This is a genomic window from Streptomyces sp. NPDC005898, from assembly GCF_040629635.1.
In the GTDB taxonomy this organism is placed as follows: domain Bacteria; phylum Actinomycetota; class Actinomycetes; order Streptomycetales; family Streptomycetaceae; genus Streptomyces.
Window position 1 is genome coordinate 222,626 of sequence record NZ_JBEXWC010000003.1, and the last position, 18,808, is coordinate 241,433.

The following is an 18,808-nucleotide window of genomic DNA, read 5'->3' on the forward strand; positions in this document are numbered from 1 at the left end:
GCCGCCCGCGTTCGCGGGAGCTACAGCCCCACGTCCCTCCTGCGGAAATCCTCCAGTGATTCGCGGCGGACGAGCAGCCGGGCGTGGCCGTCGGCCACCGCGACCACGGGCGGCCGGCCGACGAGGTTGTAGCCGGACGCCATCGACAGGTGGTACGCCCCGGCCACCGGCAGGGCGAGCAGGTCCCCGGGCCGTGTGTCGCCCGGGAGCGGTACGCCCGAGGCGAGGATGTCGCCCGCCTCGCAGTGCCGCCCGACCACCGTCATCGCCTCCGGTCCGGCCGCGGTGCGCCGGCCGACCAGGCGGGGCGCGTACCGCACCCCGTACAGCGCGGGCCGCGGGTTGTCGCTCATGCCGCCGTCGACGGCGACGAAGGTCTGCCCGCCGGTCCGCTTGACCGCGAGCACCCGGTAGAGCACCACCCCGGCGGGCCCGGCGATCGCCCGCCCCGGTTCCACGACGAGCCGCGGCACGGGCAGGCCCGCCGCCGCGCAGCTCTCCACCAGCTCGGCGCGGACCTTGCGGGCGAGGGAGGCGATGTCGAGCGACTCCTCCCCCGGGCGGTAGGCGATGCCGTGGCCGCCGCCGAGGTCCAGTTCGGGGAGGGTCAGGCCGTGCTGGTCCTTGATGCGCGCCATCAGCCCGACCAGCCGGCGGACCGCGCACAGGTAGGGCTTCTCCGTGGTGATCTGCGAGCCGAGATGGCAGTGCAGGCCCACCAGGTCCAACGTGGGCTGGCCGACTATGCGGGCGATGGCGTGCTGCGCCGAGCCGTCGGTGAGGGACAGGCCGAACTTCTGGTCGTCCGTCCCCGTCCGGATCTTCACGTGCCCGCCGGCCGCGATGCCCGGCACCACCCGCACCATCACCTTCTGGCGGCCGTCCGGCGGCACGGCGGCGGCCAGCCGTGCGATCTCCGACGCGCTGTCGATGACGATGCGGCCGACGCCCAGCCGCAGCGCGGCCCGCAGGTCGTGCGGGCTCTTGGCGTTGCCGTGCAGCACGATGCGCTCCGGTGGGAAGCCCGTGGTGACGGCCAGCTCCAGCTCCCCCGCCGAGCAGACGTCGAGGCCGAGGCCCTCCTCGCCGATCCAGTGCGCCATGGCACGGCACAGGAACGCCTTGGCGGCGTAGAGCACTTCGGCGCCCTCGAAGGCCCGCAGATAGCGGCGGCAGCGGGCCCGTACGTCGGCCTCGTCGAGGAGGTAGACGGGGGTGCCGAAGCGCTCGGCGACATCGGTGAGCGCGACTCCGCCGACGGCGACGTCGCCGTGCGCGAGCGGTGCGCTGGTCGTGGGCCATACGGCCAGGTCCCCGTCGGCCTGGCCCCTGTCGGCCTGGTCCCCGTCGGGCGGGGCTTCGGGGGCCTGGGTTTCGGGGGCCTGGGGCAGGGTGGCCGTCAGGGGCGGGGACGGCAGTCCGGGGAGGGTCTTCATGGCAGGGGTCCCTTTCACCGTGTCTCAGCCGATCCGGAGGGGTCGCGCACCGGCCGGTGCCACCGTGCCCGCCGCAGGGGTCCGCACCGCGGGCGCCGGTCCGACGGGCTGTGCGGCCAGGGGCGGGTCGATGAGGATGCCGCGCACGCCCAAGGGCACGACCAGGGCACGCAGTGCGGGTTCGGAGAGCCTGATCCACGCCTGCCGGGGACCGAGGGCCTCGCTCAGGCGCACCACGCTGGTGAAGGCGACGGCGGTGCGCTCGCCGACGGGCGTGCGGAACAGACGGGCCACGCGGCCCGCGGGCCCCGGCCAGGCGGGGACGTACAGCGGCCCGGCCGGGCCGGTTTCACAGGGCTCGGGGTCCTCGCCGCACAGAAGCTCTGCCATGGGTTCCTCCAGTGGAGAGAGAAGCAAGGTGGAGAGAGAAGGCGTACGGAGACGTTATGCCCGGCACTGAGTGCCAATCGACCGTCGATAACGCGTCGTTGACGCGGCGGTGCCGTGCGCTGACGCGATCCTGGCGCGCCGGCACCGCGGGCACCACCCGCATCAGGGACGCGTCAACCGTGCCCAGGCCCTCTTGAACGCGCTTACACGAGCCAGTTGGATGGCGAGGGTGCGGTGCGCGGCCCGGCCGTGCAGCGCGCGCACCGGTTCCGTCGCGGAGCCGCCGGGGTGGGAACCCGGCGCTGGAGGGGGCAGCCACGTGGAGGGGCGTGATCCCAGGGGTAGCGGCGCGGACCTGCGGCGCTCGCTCCGCCCGCTCGAATTTTTCACCCGAAGGCCTCACCCGAAGGTCCTGCTCAAACGTCACCCGAAGGCCTCGCTCAAAGGTCACCCATAGGTCTCTCGCAAAGTCACCCGAAGGTCAGCTCGAACGTCTCACTACGGAGGAGCGGCTCATGATTCGGCTTCCCTCGCACCGCCTGACCACCGCGCCCCGCTGGTTTCCCGCCGGGGCTCCCGGGCCCGCGTGTCTGCCCGAGCACGTCGCCGCGACCGGGGTGGGCGCCTGGTGGGGCGACCGCGCGCCGAGACCGCGCGCCATGGCCGTCTCGTGCGCGGGCCACGTCCTGCTGGACGGTGACCCGGGGAGCGTCGACCCCGCGTTCCTCACCCCGTTCGCGCACAGCCACGTCGAGGCGCCCGTCCGCTTCCTGCCGGTGCTCGGCGCCGCCTTCGACCGGGTCCTGCCGGCCGAGCGCATGGTGTACGTGCACCGGGAACCGGTGGCCGCGCCCCGTCCGCCACGCGGTCTGGGCGTCCGCCGGCTGGTGCCCGACGACGCCCCCGCGCTCGCCGGCCTCTCCCCCGACGCCGCCTGGATCCACGCCAGTTGGGGCGGCCCGGCCGGTCTTGCCGCCTCCGGGCACGGGTGGGCCGCGTTCGACCGGGGCGGCCGGATCGCCGCCGTCGCCTGCGGATACTTCGTGGGCGAGGCGTACGAGGACGTAGCCGTGCTCACCGCCCCCGAGCGGCGCCGCGAGCATCTGGCGCTGGCCTGTGTCACCGCCCTGTGTGCCGACATCGCCGAGCGCGGCCGCCTCGCGAGCTGGTCGTGCGGGCGCCACGACCGGCCGAGCCGGCTGCTGGCCTGGACCGCGGGTTTCCGACTGCACCACGAGTACGTCCGGTACGTGACGGGAGAACCCGCCGCCCGGCCGCAGTCCTCGCCGCGCGCTTCCGCGTGAGGCGTGCCCCGACGTGTCCCTGCCCGCCGCACGGATCCACGCCCGCCGCACAGATGGCCGGTAATAGCCGTCCGCTCGTTCGAGATCAAGAGCGATCAGAAGAGGGCAAGGTCACAGCCCGTGGTGGCACCGCGTGCCATGGATTGCGCCCTAGCATCAGGGCATGACGGTCCTGCCTGACGACGGGCTTTCCCTGGCCGCCGAGTTCCCTGATGCGACCCATGAGCAGTGGCAGCGCCTGGTGGAGGGCGTGCTGCGCAAGTCGGGTAAGGAAGCATCGGGAGCGGCGGCCGAGGAAGCGCTGTCCACCTCCCTGGAGGACGGGCTCACCACCCGCCCCCTGTACACCTCCCGCGACGCCGCGCCCGCCGCCGGCCATCCCGGTTTCGCCCCCTTCGTACGGGGCGCCACCCCCGGCGGCAACGCCGCCACGGGCTGGGACGTGCGCCAGCGGCACGCGAGCGCCGATCCCGTACGGATGAACGAAGCCGTGCTCGGCGACCTGGAGAACGGCGTCACCTCGCTGTGGCTCGGCGTGGGCGCCGGCGGCGTGCCGGTGTCCGGGCTGGCCCGGGCGCTGGACGGCGTCTATCTCGACCTGGCGCCGATCGCGCTCGACGCCGGCGCCGCGTTCGGGCCCGCCGCGCGCGAGCTGCTGCGCCTGTACGAGGCGGCGGGCGTCCCCAAGGAGTCGGTGCGCGGCACGCTCGGGGCGGACGTCCTCGGCCACGAGGCCCGTACCGGCGAGGCGGTGGAGCCGGCCGAGGCCATCGAGCTGGCGCGGCTGTGCGGGCGGGAGTACCCGGGTCTGCGCGCCCTGACCGTGGACGCGCTGCCGTACCACGAGGCGGGCGGTTCGGCCGCGCAGGAGCTGGCCGCCTCCCTCGCCACGGGTGTCGCCCACCTGCGGGAGCTGACCGGCGCCGGCCTGTCGGCCGACGAGGCCTGCGGGCAGCTGGAGTTCCGCTACGCGGCCACCGCCGACCAGTTCCTGACCATCGCCAAGTTCCGGGCGGCCAGGCGCCTTTGGGCGCGAGTCGCCGAGGTGTGCGGGGCGCCCTCCGCCGGGGCGCAGCGGCAGCACGCCGTGACCTCCCCGGTGATGATGACGCGCCGCGACCCGTGGGTGAACATGCTGCGCACCACGGTGGCGTGTCTGGGCGCGGGCGTCGGCGGCGCGGACGCCGTCACCGTGCTGCCGTTCGACCACTCGCTGGGTCTGCCCGACGCGTTCGCGCGCCGCATCGCGCGCAACACGTCCACGATCCTGATCGAGGAGTCGCATCTGGCCCGGGTGATCGACCCGGCGGGCGGCTCCTGGTACGTGGAGCGGCTCACCGACGAACTCGCGCACAGCGCCTGGGAGTTCTTCCAGGAGATCGAGCGCGCGGGCGGGCAGTCGGCGGCCCTGCGCTCCGGGATGATCGGTGAGCGTCTGGCCGCCACCTGGGCCGAGCGCCGCGCGAAGCTCGCCCGGCGCCGTGAACCGATCACCGGTGTCAGCGAGTTCCCGCACCTCGCGGAGCGGCCCGTGGAGCGCGAGGCCGCCCCGGTCGCGCCGGCCGGCGGTCTGCCGCGGGTGCGCCGTGACGAGGCGTACGAGGAGCTGCGTGCCCGCTCGGACGCGCACCTGGCGGCGACCGGCGCGCGCCCGAGGGTCTTCCTCGCCGCGCTCGGCCCGGCCGCCGCGCACACCGCGCGGGCCACGTTCGCCGCCAATCTCTTCCAGGCGGGTGGCATCGAGGCCGTGCACGAACCGGCCACCGTGGACGCGGCGACGGCCGCCGAAGCCTTCAAGGCGAGCGGCGCTTCCGTGGCGTGCCTGTGTTCCAGCGACGCGCTCTACGCCGAACAGGCCGAAGCGGTCGCCCTGGCGCTCCGGGAAGCGGGCGCGGACCAGGTGTTCCTCGCGGGACGCGGTGACCACGCAGGCGTCGACACGCAGGTCTTCGCCGGCTGTGACGCCGTGGCCGTGCTCTCCTCCACCCTCGACCGCATGGGAGTGGCGTAATGCGCATCCCCGACTTCTCCTCCGTCGACCTCGGGCCCGGTTCGGGCGCGAAGGGCTCCGACGACCAGTGGCGCTCCGCCGTGAAGGAGTCCACGGGCAGGTCCGAGAGCGACCTCTTGTGGGAGACGCCCGAGGGCATCGCGGTCAAGCCGCTGTACACGGGTGCCGACCTGGAGGGCCTGGACTTCCTGGACACCTATCCCGGTGTCGCCCCGTATCTGCGCGGGCCCTATCCGACGATGTACGTGAACCAGCCCTGGACGATCCGGCAGTACGCGGGGTTCTCCACCGCCGAGGAGTCCAACGCCTTCTACCGCCGCAATCTCGCGGCGGGGCAGAAGGGCCTGTCGGTCGCCTTCGACCTGCCGACGCACCGGGGGTACGACAGCGATCACCCGCGCGTCACCGGTGACGTGGGCATGGCCGGCGTGGCGATCGACTCCATCTATGACATGCGTCAGCTCTTCGACGGCATTCCGCTGGACAAGATGACGGTGTCGATGACGATGAACGGCGCCGTGCTGCCCGTGCTCGCGCTGTACATCGTGGCGGCCGAGGAACAGGGTGTGCCGCCGGAGAAGCTGGCCGGGACCATCCAGAACGACATCCTCAAGGAGTTCATGGTCCGCAACACCTACATCTATCCGCCGAAGCCCTCGATGCGGATCATCTCCGACATCTTCGCGTACACCTCGCAGAAGATGCCGCGCTACAACTCCATCTCCATCTCCGGCTACCACATCCAGGAGGCGGGTGCGACGGCCGATCTGGAGCTGGCGTACACGCTCGCCGACGGCGTGGAGTACCTGGGGGCCGGGCAGGAGGCGGGCCTCGACGTCGACGCGTTCGCGCCCCGGCTCTCCTTCTTCTGGGCGATCGGCATGAACTTCTTCATGGAGGTCGCCAAGCTCCGCGCGGCGCGCCTGCTGTGGGCGAAGCTGGTCAGGCAGTTCGACCCGAAGAACGCCAAGTCCCTCTCGCTGCGCACCCATTCGCAGACCTCGGGCTGGTCGCTGACCGCGCAGGACGTGTTCAACAACGTCACCCGCACCTGTGTCGAGGCGATGGCGGCGACGCAGGGGCACACCCAGTCGCTGCACACGAACGCCCTCGACGAGGCGCTCGCCCTGCCGACCGACTTCTCCGCGCGGATCGCCCGCAACACCCAGCTGCTCATCCAGCAGGAGTCGGGGACGACGCGGACGATCGACCCGTGGGGCGGCAGCGCGTACGTGGAGAAGCTGACGTACGACCTGGCCCGCCGTGCCTGGCAGCACATCGAGGAGGTGGAGGCGGCGGGCGGCATGGCGCAGGCCATCGACGCCGGCATCCCGAAGCTGCGCGTCGAGGAGGCCGCCGCGCGCACGCAGGCCCGCATCGACTCGGGGCGCCAGCCCGTCATCGGCGTCAACAAGTACCGGGTGGAGACCGACGAGCGGATCGACGTCCGGGCGGTCGACAACTCCTCGGTGCGTGCCCAGCAGATCGACAAGCTGCGGCGCCTGCGCGCGGAGCGCGACGAGGCGGCCTGCCAGGACGCGCTGCGGGCGCTCACCGCGGCGGCCGAGCGCGGCCCGAACTCCGGCGCCGGCCTGGAGGGCAACCTGCTGGCGCTCGCGGTCGACGCGGCCCGCGCGAAGGCGACGGTCGGTGAGATCTCCGACGCGTTGGAGAGCGTGTACGGGCGGCACGCGGGCCAGATCCGTACGATCTCCGGTGTGTACCGCACCGAAGCAGGCCAGTCCCCCTCCGTCGAGCGCACCCGCGCGCTGGTGGACGCCTTCGACGAGGCCGAGGGGCGCCGGCCGCGCATCCTGGTCGCCAAGATGGGCCAGGACGGCCACGACCGCGGCCAGAAGGTGATCGCCAGCGCCTTCGCCGACCTCGGCTTCGACGTGGACGTCGGCCCGCTCTTCCAGACCCCGGCCGAGGTCGCCCGGCAGGCGGTCGAGGCGGACGTGCACATCGTGGGCGTCTCGTCGCTGGCCGCCGGGCACCTGACCCTCGTACCGGCGCTGCGCGAGGAACTGGCCGCCGAGGGCCGCGAGGACATCATGATCGTGGTGGGCGGGGTGATCCCCCCGCAGGACGTCGAGGCGCTGCACGCGGCGGGTGCCACCGCGGTGTTCCCGCCCGGCACGGTGATCCCGGACGCGGCGTACGACCTGGTGAACCGACTGGCGGCCGATCTCGGCCACGACCTGTGAGCCGGTGAGCGCCGAGCCATGCCTGTGACGATCGACATCGACGCGTACGTGAAGGGCGTCCTCGACGGGAAGCGCGCGTATGTCGCGCGTGCCATCACCCTCGTCGAGTCGACCCGGCCGCAGCACCGCGCGCTGGCCCAGCAGTTGCTGACCGCGCTGCTGCCGCACAGCGGGCGGGCCCGGCGGGTCGGCATCAGCGGGGTGCCGGGCGTCGGCAAGTCCACGTTCATCGACGCGCTCGGCACGATGCTCACCTCGCTCGGCCACCGGGTCGCGGTGCTCGCCGTCGACCCGTCGTCCACGCGCACGGGCGGTTCCATCCTGGGTGACAAGACGCGGATGGAGCGGCTCTCGCTGGATCCCGCCGCGTTCGTGCGTCCCTCCCCCTCCGCCGGGACGCTCGGCGGGGTCGCCAAGGCGACGCGGGAGTCGATCGTGGTGATGGAGGCGGCGGGCTACGACGTGGTCCTGGTGGAGACCGTGGGCGTCGGCCAGTCGGAGACGACGGTCGCGAACATGGTCGACACGTTCCTGCTGCTGACCCTGGCCCGTACGGGCGATCAGCTGCAGGGCATCAAGAAGGGCGTCCTCGAACTCGCGGACGTGATCGCCGTGAACAAGGCGGACGGCCCGCACGAGCGGGACGCGCGCTCGGCGGCCCGGGAACTGGCGGGCGCTCTGCGGCTGATGCACCCGGCCGACGCCGCGTGGACGCCTCCGGTCCTCACGTGCAGTGCCCGGGAGTCCAGCGGCCTGGACACGCTGTGGGAGCGCGTCGAGCAGCACCGCACGCTCCTGGAGTCGACCGGCAGGCTGGCGGTCAAGCGCCGTGACCAGCAGGTCGACTGGACGTGGTCGACGGTGCGGGACGAGCTGCTCGGCCGGCTCCTGGCGCACGCGGAGGTGCGCCGGGTGGCCCCCGAGCTAGAGCAGCGCGTGCGGGAGGGTACGTTGACGGCCACGTCGGCCGCCGAGCGGATCCTCGACGCGTTCCAGGGCGGCGGCCGTCCGGCGCCGCCGGACTGAACGGGGTCCGCCGCCCTCCCCCCACCGATCGGAGCCACCCGCACATGTACGACCCCCGCGCCGACTCCCCCGTCCTGGTCCGCCGTGCGGGCCGCGCCGGGCATCTCGTCCTGAACCGGCCGCGGGCCATCAACGCCCTGGACCACGCCATGGTGCGGCTGCTGGCCGACGCCCTCACCGCCTGGGAGGACGACGCGTCGGTGGCGACGGTGGTCCTCACCGGCGCCGGGGAGCGGGGGCTGTGCGCGGGCGGCGACATCCGCTCCATCCACGACGACGTGAAGGCGGGCGACGGGAGCGCGTCGGCCGCGTTCTGGCGGGACGAGTACCGCCTGAACGCCCGGATCGCCCGCTACCCGAAGCCGTACGTCGCCGTCATGGACGGCATCGTGATGGGCGGCGGCGTGGGCGTCTCGGCCCACGGCGACGTGCGGGTGGTCACCGAGCGCTCGCGGGTGGCCATGCCGGAGACCGGCATCGGGTTCGTGCCCGACGTGGGCGGCACCTACCTGCTCACGCGCACCCCCGGCGAGCTGGGCACGCATCTCGCGCTGACCGGCACGGCCGTGGGCGCGGGTGACGCGCTGCTGTGCGGGCTGGCCGACCACTATGTGCCCTCGCGGCTCCTGACGGACTTCACCGCGGCGCTCGGCGACACCGAGGTGTCCGAGGCCCTGCGGCGCTTCGGGCGGCCGGCTCCGGCGGGCGAACTCGCCGCGTGCCGGGAGTGGATCGACCACTGCTACGCGGCGGACACCGTCGAGGAGATCATCGAACGGCTGTACGCATGTGGTGAGCGGCAGGCGAAGGAGGCGGCCGAGACGATCCTGACGAGGTCGCCGACCGCGCTGAAGGTCACCCTGGCCTCGCTGCGCCGGGCCCGCGAACTGCCCACCCTGGAGGCCGTACTGGACCAGGAGTACCGCGTGTCCTGTGCGGCGCTCGCCCTGCCCGACCTGCAAGAGGGCATCAGGGCCCAGGTCATCGACAAGAGCCGCAGGCCGCGCTGGTCGCCCGCCGGACTCGACCAGGTGACGCCGGCGGACGTGGCCCGCTTCTTCGAGGACGTCGACACGGCGGCCCCGCAGCTCAGGGCGGGTCGATCTCGGTGACGACGGCGAGGAGTTGGAAGGGCAGCTCCTTGTCCCACTGGGCGATGCCGAGGGCGATCCAGCGGCCGTCCACGTGCCACAGGCGCAGGTCCGGCACGGACGAGCTGAGCCCGGCCCACGGCTCCGGTATCTCCTCGGCCCCGGCGTCGCCCCCGGCCGGCGCAATTGTGTCCAGGGTCCGCTCGAAGACACTGGCCAGGCTGAACCACTGGGGCGGGCCCCAGCGGTCGGTGAGCAGGACCGTCAGCCCGTCCCGCTCGGCCTCGTACTGCTCCTCGGCGAGGTGGCGGCGCGTGCCGTCGTCCTCCCAGAAGGAGTCGCTCGTCAGTAACTCCGCCACGTGGTACCCGGGACCCTCGCAGCCGCACTCCGACCTGCCGTGCTCCTCGGGAAACTCCCGTGAGCGCAGCAGGTCGATCGCGGCGAGATGCTGTGCGGTGCTCATGGCGCCCAGTAAAGCGGGCACCACTGACAACGGGTCAGCGGGCCCTGCGCTCGCCGCTGTCCCCCGTTCCGAGTACGATCCGGCCATCACGCGCACGAGCTGGGAGGACGTACGTTGGGGCAGCTGACCGGCGGGGATCCCTCTCTGTTGCGGCGGATCAATTCCGCGGTGGTGCTGCACGCGCTGCGCGCCGCGGATCTGGCGACGCTCACGGAGATCACCCGAGTGACCGGGCTCTCCCGGCCCACCGTCGAGGGGGTCGTCGAGGGGCTCATCGAGGCCGGGCTCGTGGTGGAGTCCGCGGCCGAGGACAGCGGTGCCCGGCGCCAGGGGCGGCCCGCCCGGAAGTTCCGCTTCCGGGCCGAGGCGGGTCATCTGCTGGGCCTGGAGATCGGCCCGCACCGGGTCGCGGCCGTCCTTTCGGACCTGCACGGCAAGGTCCTCGGCACGGCCTCCAAGGACGTCTCCGAGGAGGCTCCCGCGGACGAGCGGCTCGAACGCCTGCGCACCACGGTGGCGGAGCTGTTGCGCCGGGCCGGGATAGCCCGCAGCTCGCTGCGCGCGGTCGGGGTGGGCAGTCCCGGCATCCTGGAGGCGGACGGCACGGTACGGCTGAGCACGGCGCTGCCCGAGTGGACGGGGCTTCAGCTCGGTGAGCGGCTGCGCCGTTCCTTCAAGTGCCCGGTCCTGGTGGAGAACGACGCCAACGCGGCGGCCGTTGCCGAGCACTGGAAGGGCGCGGCGACCGACACCGACGACGTGGTGTTCGTCCTCGCCGGGCTGAGCCCGGGCGCCGGTTCGCTGATCGGTGGCCGCCTGCACCGCGGCTACGGCGGCGCGGCGGGCGAGATCGGCGCGCTGCATCTGCTGGGCCGCGAGGTCACCCCGGAGACGCTGCTCTCCACCACGGACGAGCCGCTGCACCCCCTGGACGAGCAGGCGGTCGCCGAGGTCTTCGCCCATGCCAAGGAGGGCGACGAACGTGCGCGGGCGGCGGTGGACCGCTTCATCCAGCGCCTGGTGCACGACGTCGCGGCCCTCGTGCTCGCCCTCGACCCCGAACTGGTCGTGGTGGGCGGCTGGGCGGCTGGGCTGGACGGCGTACTGGAGCCGCTGCGCCGGGAGCTGGCGCGCTACTGCCTGCGGCCGCCCCGCGTCGCGCTGTCGGCGCTCGGCGAGGCGGCGGTGGCGACGGGAGCGCTGCGGCTGGCGCTCGACCACGTCGAGGAGCAGCTGTTCGCCGTGGAGGGCACGGTCACCGCCCGCCGGTGAGGAGCGGGCGGTGCCGGGCGGCGCTCAGGAAGCGCGCCGCTCCGGGCCGTGGTGGATCTCGACGCCGCCGGCGTCGCCGAAGGTGAGCCGGCAGGTGTCCGCGCGGTAGGTGGCCACGGAGACCGCGGCCGTGCGGCCCTCGGCGAGGAAGCGGGTCGTCACCAGGAGGACCGGTGCGCCCGGCAGCCGGTCGAGCGCCTTGGCGTCGTCCGCGCGGGCCGAGCCCAGTTCGACGGCCCTGTCCTGTCCTTCGAGGGTGAGCCGGGCCAGCTCACGCAGGACGACGCGCGCGCGGGCGGCGCCGGACGGCGCGTCCATGCCGGTCAGTTCGGCGACCGAGGACATCGGGACGTACAGCAGTTCGGCGGCGACGGGCTGTCCCTGGGAGACGCGGGTGCGGCGCACGATGTGGACCTGCTCGTCGAGGAGGGTCTCCAGCATGCGGGCGACGGCCGCGGGCGGGAGGCCCGGAGCGCAGTCGGCGGGCTGCCAGGCGTCGCCCACCGCGCCGGGCCAGGTGCCCTGCGCGGAGCCGACGGCCACACCCATCCGGGGCGGGGCCACGGTCGTGCCCACCCCGCGGCGGCGCTGCAGCCGCCCTTCCAGTTCGAGCTGTTCGAGTGCCTGGCGGAGCGTGGCGCGGGCGACGCCGAAGCGGGCGGCCAGCTCACGCTCGTTCGGCAGGATCTCCCCCACCGCGAACTCGGAGTCGAGCGCCTCACTGAGCACGGTCTTCAGGTGCCAGTACTTCGGCTCCGGCACCGATTCGAGCTGCGTGGTCCCCACCCTGTCCTCCGCAATCGCCGTTGACCGGCGGCTTTTTAGCGCCCTTGTTTATTAAAGGTTCCTGCACTATCCCTGCGACCATAGGCCTGCGCCCACCCTTGGTCAAGACCAATCCTGGATCCGTTACAGCCCGCACAGGGTTGACGCCACAGAGCATTCATGCGGAGTTCGCACGGGGCCAAGCGGGCGTAATCGGCCATGCCCGTGGAGAGGGGCGCGCGGATTCCTCGGAAAGAAGCCCCCACCGCCGGGTGGGGGCTTGGTTCCGGGGGGTCGTGGGCCGTCCCGGGCGGTTATTCGCCGTGCCCGTGGTGGGCGAGCAGCAGGAGCTTGTCCGGATTGCGGATGATGTAGACGCGTTGAATGCGGCCGTCGGCGGTGTCCACCTGGAGGACACTGTCCGGCTTCCCGTCGGCCAGAAGGAGCACCGATTCGGCTCCATTGAGTTCGAGGAACCGCAATTCCAGCTCGGACCCGGGAGCGAGGCCCTTGGCGGCGACGCCGTGCAGGAAGCGGCCCACCTTTTCGGCGGTCTCGACGACGCGCAGCGGCGCCTTGGCCTTGCCGCCGCTGTCACCGACGAGGCGGACATCCGGGGCGAGCAGCGCCATCAGGCCCTCCAGGTCGCCCTCGGCGGCCGCCGCCAGGAACCGCTCGGTGAGGTCGCGGCGCTCGGCCGGGTCCACCTCGTAGCGGGGGCGGCCCGCCTCGACGTGCTTGCGGGCGCGCCCCGCGAGCTGGCGCACCGCGGCCTCGCCGCGGTCCAGCGTGTGCGCGATCTCGGCGTAGGGGAACCCGAAGGCCTCCCGCAGCACGAAGACGGCGCGCTCCAGGGGCGAGAGGGACTCCATGACGACGAGGACCGCCAGGGAGACGGACTCGGCGAGGACGGCCCGCTCGGCCGTGTCGGGGACGGTGGGGCCGAAGTCGGTGACATAGGGCTCGGGGAGCCACGGTCCCACGTACGCCTCGCGCCGGGACTGCACGTGACGCAGCCGGTCGATGGCGAGGCGGGTGGTGACGCGCACCAAGTAGGCGCGCGGGTCGCGTACTTGGCCGTGATCGGCGGCGGACCAGCGGAGCCAGGCCTCCTGGACGACGTCCTCCGCGTCGGCCACCCGGCCGAGCATGCGGTAGGCGACACCCGTCAGGACGGGGCGGTGCTGTTCGAAGAGGTCGGTCGCGCTGTCGGTGGCCACCTCTCCATCCCAGCTCACGGAAGATCCGCTGTCCAGGAGGAATCGGGGCGGCCCCGTGAGGCGTGGGCCACCTTCTGAAGTGGGACTTGCCTCTTGAAGTGGGGCCTACTGGGCGGTAATTGTTGCTGACAACGTGTCTAACGCAGTTGAGGATCCGTCGTCCCGCGACGGGAACAGGAGCAGCCATGTCCGCAGAGGTGTCCTTCGAGGTCGCGTCGCCCGGCGGCCCGCGCACCATGACGATCGCCTACGAACGGTCGGGCGCGGGTGAGCCGTTGCTCCTGCTGCACGGCATAGGCCACCACCGCCAGGCCTGGGAGCCGGTGACGCGGGTCCTGGCCGCCGAGTACGACGTGATCGCGGTGGACCTGCCGGGCTTCGGGGAGTCGCCCGCGCTGCCGGACGGGCTGACGTACGGCCTCCCCACGGTCGTCTCGGCGCTCGGCGCGCTGTGTGCGGCCCTGAAGATCGAGTGCCCCCATGTGGCGGGCAACTCCCTGGGCGGGCTGCTCGCCCTGGAGCTGGGCCGGGAGCGGCTCGTGCGCTCCGTCACCGCCCTGTCGCCCGGCGGCTTCTGGTCGGCGGCCGAACGCCGGTACGCCTTCTGCACCCTGCTCGCGCTGCGGCAGGGCGCGCGGCTGCTGCCGCTTTCGGTGGTCGAGAGGCTGTCCGGCAGCGCGGCCGGTCGCGCGGTGCTCACCGGTGCCATCTACGCCCGTCCAGGGCGCCGTTCACCGGAGGCGGTCGTCGCCGAGACGCTCGCCCTGCGCCATGCCCCGGGCTTCGAGGCGACGCTGACGGCCGGCCGGGACGTCCTCTTCCGCGACGACGTGCGGGGGCTGCCGGTCACCGTCGCCTGGGGCACCCGGGACCGGGTGCTCCTGCGCCGCCAGGGGATACGGGCCAAGCAGGTCATCCCCGACGCGCGGCTCGTCCGGCTGCCCGGCTGCGGGCACGTCCCGATGAACGACGACCCGGCCCTGGTCGCCCGGGTCATCCGCGACACCTGCCGCTGACGGGCTCGGGGCCCGCCGCCGCGAGCGGGTGTACGGGGGGGGCCGGGGCAGACGCGGGGCAGGTCCTCCTCGGTGGGACCGCGTCCGTCCGAAGACCCGCGACCCACAGGCCGGGCCCAGGTGTTGTGTGCGCGCCGGTTCCCCCGGGCGGGCGGGGAGTTGTTCACTTGTGGTTCGTGCGGGCGCTGTGGCGCGCCCCTGGTCAGCGGCGCGCACACTGGTCGCACCCCGTCAACTGGAGGCGCATTCATGTCACGACGTCAGCCGAGCCCGTCCCCCCGCCGCCGCAGCCTGCTGCTCGGATCGCTGGCCGCACCGGCGGCGCTCGCCGTGCCGGGGCTCGCCGGGGCCGCTCCCGCGTTCGCCCGGTCCGGCCGCCCGGAGGCCGGGTGGGGCGTGCGGGCCGGGGACGTGACCGCGCACGCGGGGCTCGTCTGGGTCCGGTCCGACCGCCCGGCCCGGATGATCGTGGAGACGGCGGCCACGGAGTCGTTCCGCGACGCGCGGCGCCGGCACGGGCCGCTGCTCGGGCCGGACACGGATTTCACGGGGACGACCCGGCTGCAAGGGCTGCCGGCCGGCGAGCAGATCCACTACCGGGTGCTGCTCGCGGACCCCGACGACCCGCGCCGCACCGGGCGGCCGGTCACCGGCACCTTCCGCACGACGCCCAAGAGCCGCAAGGAAGGGGTGCGCTTCCTGTGGTCGGGCGATATCGCGGGCCAGGGCTGGGGCATCAACCCGGACCGGGGCGGCTACCGCGTCTTCGAGGAGATGCGCCGCCGCGACCCCGACTTCTTCCTGTGCAGCGGGGACAACATCTACGCCGACGGGCCGATCCAGCCGAGCGTCACCCTCCCCGACGGCTCCGTGTGGCGGAACGTCACGACGGAGGAGAAGTCGAAGGTCGCCGAGTCCCTCGACGAGTTCCGCGGAGCGTTCCGCTACAACCTCCTCGACGAGAACCTGCGCCGGTTCAACGCGCAGGTGCCCTCCCTCGTGCAGTGGGACGACCACGAGGTGCGCAACAACTGGTACCCGGGCCAGATCCTGGACGACGCCCGCTACACGGAGAAGGACGTGAACGTGCTGGCGGGCCGCTCCCTGCGGGCGTTCAGCGAGTACTTCCCCGTCTCGACGCTGCCGCCGGGCGACGAGGAGGGGCGGGTGTACCGCGTGCTGCGGCACGGGCCGCTCCTGGACGTGTTCGTCCTGGACATGCGCTCGTACCGCAACGCCAACTCGCCGAACAGGCAGATCGACGACGCCACCGGCATCCTCGGCGCCCGGCAGCTGGCCTGGCTGAAGCGGGAGCTGTCACGGTCCCGGGCGGTGTGGAAGGTCATCGCCTCCGACATGCCCCTCGGACTCGTCGTGCCGGACGGCAGGGCGAACTTCGAGGCCGTCGCGCAGGGCGATCCCGGCGCGCCGCTGGGCCGCGAACTGCAGATCGCCGAGCTGCTGCGGCACATCAAGCACCGGCGGATCACCGGGACGGTGTGGCTGACCGCCGACGTGCACTACACCTCGGCGCAGCACTACGACCCCTCGCGGGCGGCGTTCAAGGACTTCGCGCCGTTCTGGGAGTTCGTGTCCGGGCCGCTGGCCGCCGGCGGTTTCCCCGCGACGAAGCTCGACGCGACGTTCGGTCCCGAGCAGAAGTTCGTCAAGGCGCCGAGCCGCGCGAACACCTCGCCGGCCGAGACACCGCAGTACTTCGGCGAGGTCGACATCGACGGGGGCAGCGGGGACCTGACCGTCCGGCTGCGGCAGGAGGGCGGCGGCGTCCTGTTCACGAAGGTCCTGCGGCCGGGCCGGGTGGGGCAGTGATCCGGCCCGGCGATACAGTCCGGCGAAGGGCACGAAAAGGACAGATGGCCTCTTAACCCATCAGTCACACGACGTTCGTGATCACGCAACACCGCTCGCCCACAGTGGTCGCATGCGAACTGAACCGACCGATGTGACCCGCGCCAAGCACGGCCGCCCCGTTCATCACTGGCGGCGCGACGTGGTCGAGCTGGCCGCTCTCTTCACGGCCGTCGCGGTGGCGGACGCCGTGGCCAACATGATCGGGCACGGCCCCGACGGGCCTGCCCTGCTCGTGATCTCGGCCGTGGTGCTCCTCGCCACGACCGGGTTCCACCTGTGGTGGGCACGGCGCCACAACCATGCCCCGCCGGCACCCGATATCGGCGCCCGGCCACCCGCCGAGGCGGAGCAGGCCGGGCCCGCCACCACCACACGGAGCGGCCACCCGGCCACGCCCGGAGCGACGACGCTGTGGCGGATGCGTACGACCGTACGGGACGAGCCGGGCTCCCTGGCCGCGCTCTGCGGGGCGCTCGCCGAGCTGCGGGTGGACATCCTGAGCCTGCAGGCACATCCCCTGGCCGAGGGCACGGTCGACGAGTTCCTGCTGCGCGCCCCGGAAGCCCTGGCCGGCGCCGAGATCACCCGGTCGATCGCCCGCGCGGGCGGCGCGGGCACCTGGATCGAACGCGCCGACACCCACGACCTGGTGGACGCCCCCACCCGCATCCTGGGCCTTGCCACCCGCACCGCGCTCGACGCCGCCGAGCTGCCGCTCGCCCTGCGACAGCTCCTCGGCCGCTGCACCATCCGCTCGCTGCCCGCCGCCTCCCGAGCCGTGGGCCGCCAGGCCCCGACGCCGCCTGCGGCACCGGTGGACGGCGCGCTCGAAGGGACCGTGCTGCGCCTGAACGGCCCGGACGGCGAGGTGATCACCGTGGAGCGGCCCCATCTGCCGTTCACCCCCACGGAGTTCGCCCGCGCGCGTGCCCTGGTGGAACTGGACACACGGCTCGGTCCGCGGGTCCCGCGCAGCCAGGACGTGCTGACCCTGCCCGAGGGCAACTCCATCACCGTGCGCCGGGCCGACACGGCCGACATCCAGGCCGCCAAGGCCATGCACGACCGCTGCTCGCAGCGCACCCTGAGCATGCGCTACCACGGCCCGGTGCGGGACGCCGACCGCTATCTCGGCCACCTGCTCAGCCCGCGGTTCGGCCGCACCCTCGCGGTGCAGACGGCCTCCGGCCGCATCGTCGGCGTCGGCCATCTGCTCTGGGACGGCGACGAGACCGAGATCGCGCTGCTCGTGGAGGACGAGTGGCAGCGGCGCGGCATCGGCGGTCAGCTGCTCGGCCGGCTCGTGGCGATGGCGGCCGAGGCGGGCTGCGAGAGCGTGTACGCGGTGACCCAGGCCTCCAACACGGGCATGGTCGCCGCGATGCGGGGTCTCGGCCTGCCGCTCGACTACCAGATCGAGGAGGGCACGCTGGTGATCACCGCCCGCCTCGACGCGCCGTCCGTCAGCGCGCGGCAGCCGCACGGCGAGGCTCGCCCGCACGAGGGGGTTGGGTCGCACGACGGTCGCGTCGAGCGGCATCAGCGGGCGGAGCGCTGACCGGGCCGAGGGCCTGGTCCAGGTCGCGCCACAGGTCCTCGACGTCCTCCAGACCGCACGACATGCGCAGCAGGCGGTCGCTCACGCCGGACGAGTGCCGGTCCGCGGGGTCCACCACGCGGTGGCTGATGGACGCCGGGTGCTGGATGAGCGAGTCGACGCTGCCGAGGCTGACCGCCGGGGTGATCAGCCGGACTCCGGCGATCACCTCGTGCGGGTCGCCGCACACTTCGAAGGCGACCATGGCGCCGCCGAGCCGGGGGTAGTGGACGCGCGCCACACGCGGGTCCCCGGCGAGGCGCCGCGCCAGCTCCGCCGCGTTCGCCGACGCCGCCCGCACCCGGACCGGCAGCGTGGCGAGGCCGCGCAGCAGCAGGTACCCGGCGAGCGGATGCAGCACCCCTCCGGTGGCGAACCGCACCTGGCGCAACCGGCGCGCGAACTCCTCGTCGCACGCCACGACTCCGGCGAGTACGTCACCGTGGCCGCCCAGGTACTTCGTGGCGCTGTGCAGCACCAGGCGGGCGCCGCTCTCCACGGGCCGCTGGAGGACGGGGGTGGCGAAGGTGTTGTCGGCGAGCAGCGGCACCTCGCCGCAGGAGTGGGCCACGGCGGCCAGGTCGAGTTCGGCGAGCGTCGGGTTGGCCGGTGACTCGACCATCACCAGACCGGTGTCGGGACGGACGGCGTCCGCGATGCCGGCCGGATCCACCCACGTCACCTCGGTGCCGAGCAGCCCCGCCGTGAGCAGGTGGTCGCTGCAGCCGTACAGCGGCCGCACCGCCACGACGTGCCGCAGGCCGGCGGTGGCGCGCACCAGCAGGACCGCGGTGAGGGCGGCCATGCCGCTGGCGAACGCGACCGCGCTCTCGGTGCCTTCGAGGCGGGCCAGCGCGGTCTCGAAACGGGCGACGGTCGGATTGCCGAGCCGGGCGTAGACGGGCGGCCCGTCGTCGAGGACCCCCTCGGCGGCGAAGGCGTCGATGCGGGCGGCCTCGCCGCGGCTGTCGCGGGAGGGGTAGGTCGTGGAGAGGTCGATGGGCGGGGCGTGCAGACCCAGTTCGGCCAGATCGTCCCGCCCGGCGTGCACGGCCTCGGTGGCCAGGGCACGCGGCGCCTCCCGCATGGCTTTCTCCGTGTTCGCTTCCATGCCCCACAGGCTGAACAGGACTCG

General features: G+C 73.4%; 15 protein-coding genes. 9 read left to right on the top strand and 6 right to left on the bottom strand.

Annotation, left to right across the window (positions count from 1 at the left end):
* Positions 1-20: 20 nt before the first annotated feature.
* Both lysA and ABZ385_RS06290 read right to left on the bottom strand, forming a co-directional pair.
* Positions 21-1,436, bottom strand: a complete 1,416-nt coding sequence (gene lysA / locus ABZ385_RS06285; RefSeq protein ID WP_358909960.1) for a diaminopimelate decarboxylase — start codon at positions 1,434-1,436, stop codon at positions 21-23.
* Between the two features lie 24 nt (positions 1,437-1,460).
* On the bottom strand, positions 1,461-1,826 hold the full coding sequence (locus ABZ385_RS06290) for an SAV_915 family protein (protein WP_358909962.1): 366 nt from the start codon (positions 1,824-1,826) through the stop codon (positions 1,461-1,463).
* A gap of 515 nt (positions 1,827-2,341) precedes the next feature.
* On the opposite strand from ABZ385_RS06290, the gene ABZ385_RS06295 reads away from it, so the two are divergent.
* The 5 genes from ABZ385_RS06295 (at position 2,342) to ABZ385_RS06315 (ending at position 9,486) form a co-directional block, all read left to right on the top strand.
* Positions 2,342-3,130, top strand: a complete 789-nt coding sequence (locus ABZ385_RS06295; protein ID WP_358584654.1) for a GNAT family N-acetyltransferase — start codon at positions 2,342-2,344, stop codon at positions 3,128-3,130.
* Positions 3,131-3,293: 163 nt separating this feature from the next.
* A complete protein-coding gene (locus ABZ385_RS06300; protein WP_358909964.1) occupies positions 3,294-5,141 on the top strand; it encodes a methylmalonyl-CoA mutase family protein in 1,848 nt (615 codons plus the stop codon).
* Complete coding sequence (scpA, locus tag ABZ385_RS06305; RefSeq protein WP_358909966.1) at positions 5,141-7,348, top strand: methylmalonyl-CoA mutase; 2,208 nt, start codon at positions 5,141-5,143, stop codon at positions 7,346-7,348. The genes ABZ385_RS06300 and scpA overlap by 1 nt, the downstream gene beginning before the upstream one ends.
* A gap of 18 nt (positions 7,349-7,366) precedes the next feature.
* Positions 7,367-8,374: a methylmalonyl Co-A mutase-associated GTPase MeaB gene (meaB, locus tag ABZ385_RS06310; RefSeq protein ID WP_358698874.1), complete on the top strand. Its 1,008-nt coding sequence runs from the start codon at positions 7,367-7,369 to the stop codon at positions 8,372-8,374.
* 44 nt (positions 8,375-8,418) lie between these two features.
* Positions 8,419-9,486: an enoyl-CoA hydratase/isomerase family protein gene (locus ABZ385_RS06315; RefSeq protein ID WP_358909968.1), complete on the top strand. Its 1,068-nt coding sequence runs from the start codon at positions 8,419-8,421 to the stop codon at positions 9,484-9,486.
* On the opposite strand, the gene ABZ385_RS06320 is transcribed toward ABZ385_RS06315, so the two are convergent.
* Entirely contained in the window at positions 9,464-9,931 is a 468-nt protein-coding gene (locus tag ABZ385_RS06320; protein WP_358584643.1) for a hypothetical protein, read from the bottom strand. The two genes, ABZ385_RS06315 and ABZ385_RS06320, sit on opposite strands and share 23 nt — an antisense overlap.
* A gap of 114 nt (positions 9,932-10,045) precedes the next feature.
* Between ABZ385_RS06320 and ABZ385_RS06325 the strand changes: the two genes are divergently transcribed.
* Positions 10,046-11,203 carry an ROK family transcriptional regulator gene (locus ABZ385_RS06325; protein ID WP_358909970.1) on the top strand — a complete coding sequence of 386 codons (1,158 nt, stop codon included), beginning with the start codon at positions 10,046-10,048 and terminating at the stop codon, positions 11,201-11,203.
* 24 nt (positions 11,204-11,227) lie between these two features.
* On the opposite strand, the gene ABZ385_RS06330 is transcribed toward ABZ385_RS06325, so the two are convergent.
* Entirely contained in the window at positions 11,228-11,989 is a 762-nt protein-coding gene (locus tag ABZ385_RS06330; protein WP_358584639.1) for a GntR family transcriptional regulator, read from the bottom strand.
* Positions 11,990-12,282: 293 nt separating this feature from the next.
* Positions 12,283-13,188 carry an RNA polymerase sigma-70 factor gene (locus ABZ385_RS06335; RefSeq protein WP_358910285.1) on the bottom strand — a complete coding sequence of 302 codons (906 nt, stop codon included), beginning with the start codon at positions 13,186-13,188 and terminating at the stop codon, positions 12,283-12,285.
* A 185-nt stretch (positions 13,189-13,373) separates the two neighbouring features.
* Here ABZ385_RS06335 and ABZ385_RS06340 point away from each other — a divergent pair, with 185 nt between their 5' ends.
* From ABZ385_RS06340 to ABZ385_RS06350, 3 genes are all read left to right on the top strand, one after another.
* Positions 13,374-14,204, top strand: coding sequence for an alpha/beta fold hydrolase (locus ABZ385_RS06340; protein ID WP_358584637.1), 831 nt, complete (start codon positions 13,374-13,376; stop codon positions 14,202-14,204).
* Positions 14,205-14,453: 249 nt separating this feature from the next.
* On the top strand, positions 14,454-16,034 hold the full coding sequence (locus tag ABZ385_RS06345) for an alkaline phosphatase D family protein (RefSeq protein WP_358909972.1): 1,581 nt from the start codon (positions 14,454-14,456) through the stop codon (positions 16,032-16,034).
* 112 nt (positions 16,035-16,146) lie between these two features.
* Complete coding sequence (locus tag ABZ385_RS06350) at positions 16,147-17,634, top strand: GNAT family N-acetyltransferase (RefSeq protein WP_358909974.1); 1,488 nt, start codon at positions 16,147-16,149, stop codon at positions 17,632-17,634.
* Here ABZ385_RS06350 and ABZ385_RS06355 read toward each other — a convergent pair.
* Positions 17,540-18,784: a PLP-dependent transferase gene (locus ABZ385_RS06355; RefSeq protein WP_358909975.1), complete on the bottom strand. Its 1,245-nt coding sequence runs from the start codon at positions 18,782-18,784 to the stop codon at positions 17,540-17,542. The two genes, ABZ385_RS06350 and ABZ385_RS06355, sit on opposite strands and share 95 nt — an antisense overlap.
* Positions 18,785-18,808: the final 24 nt, after the last annotated feature.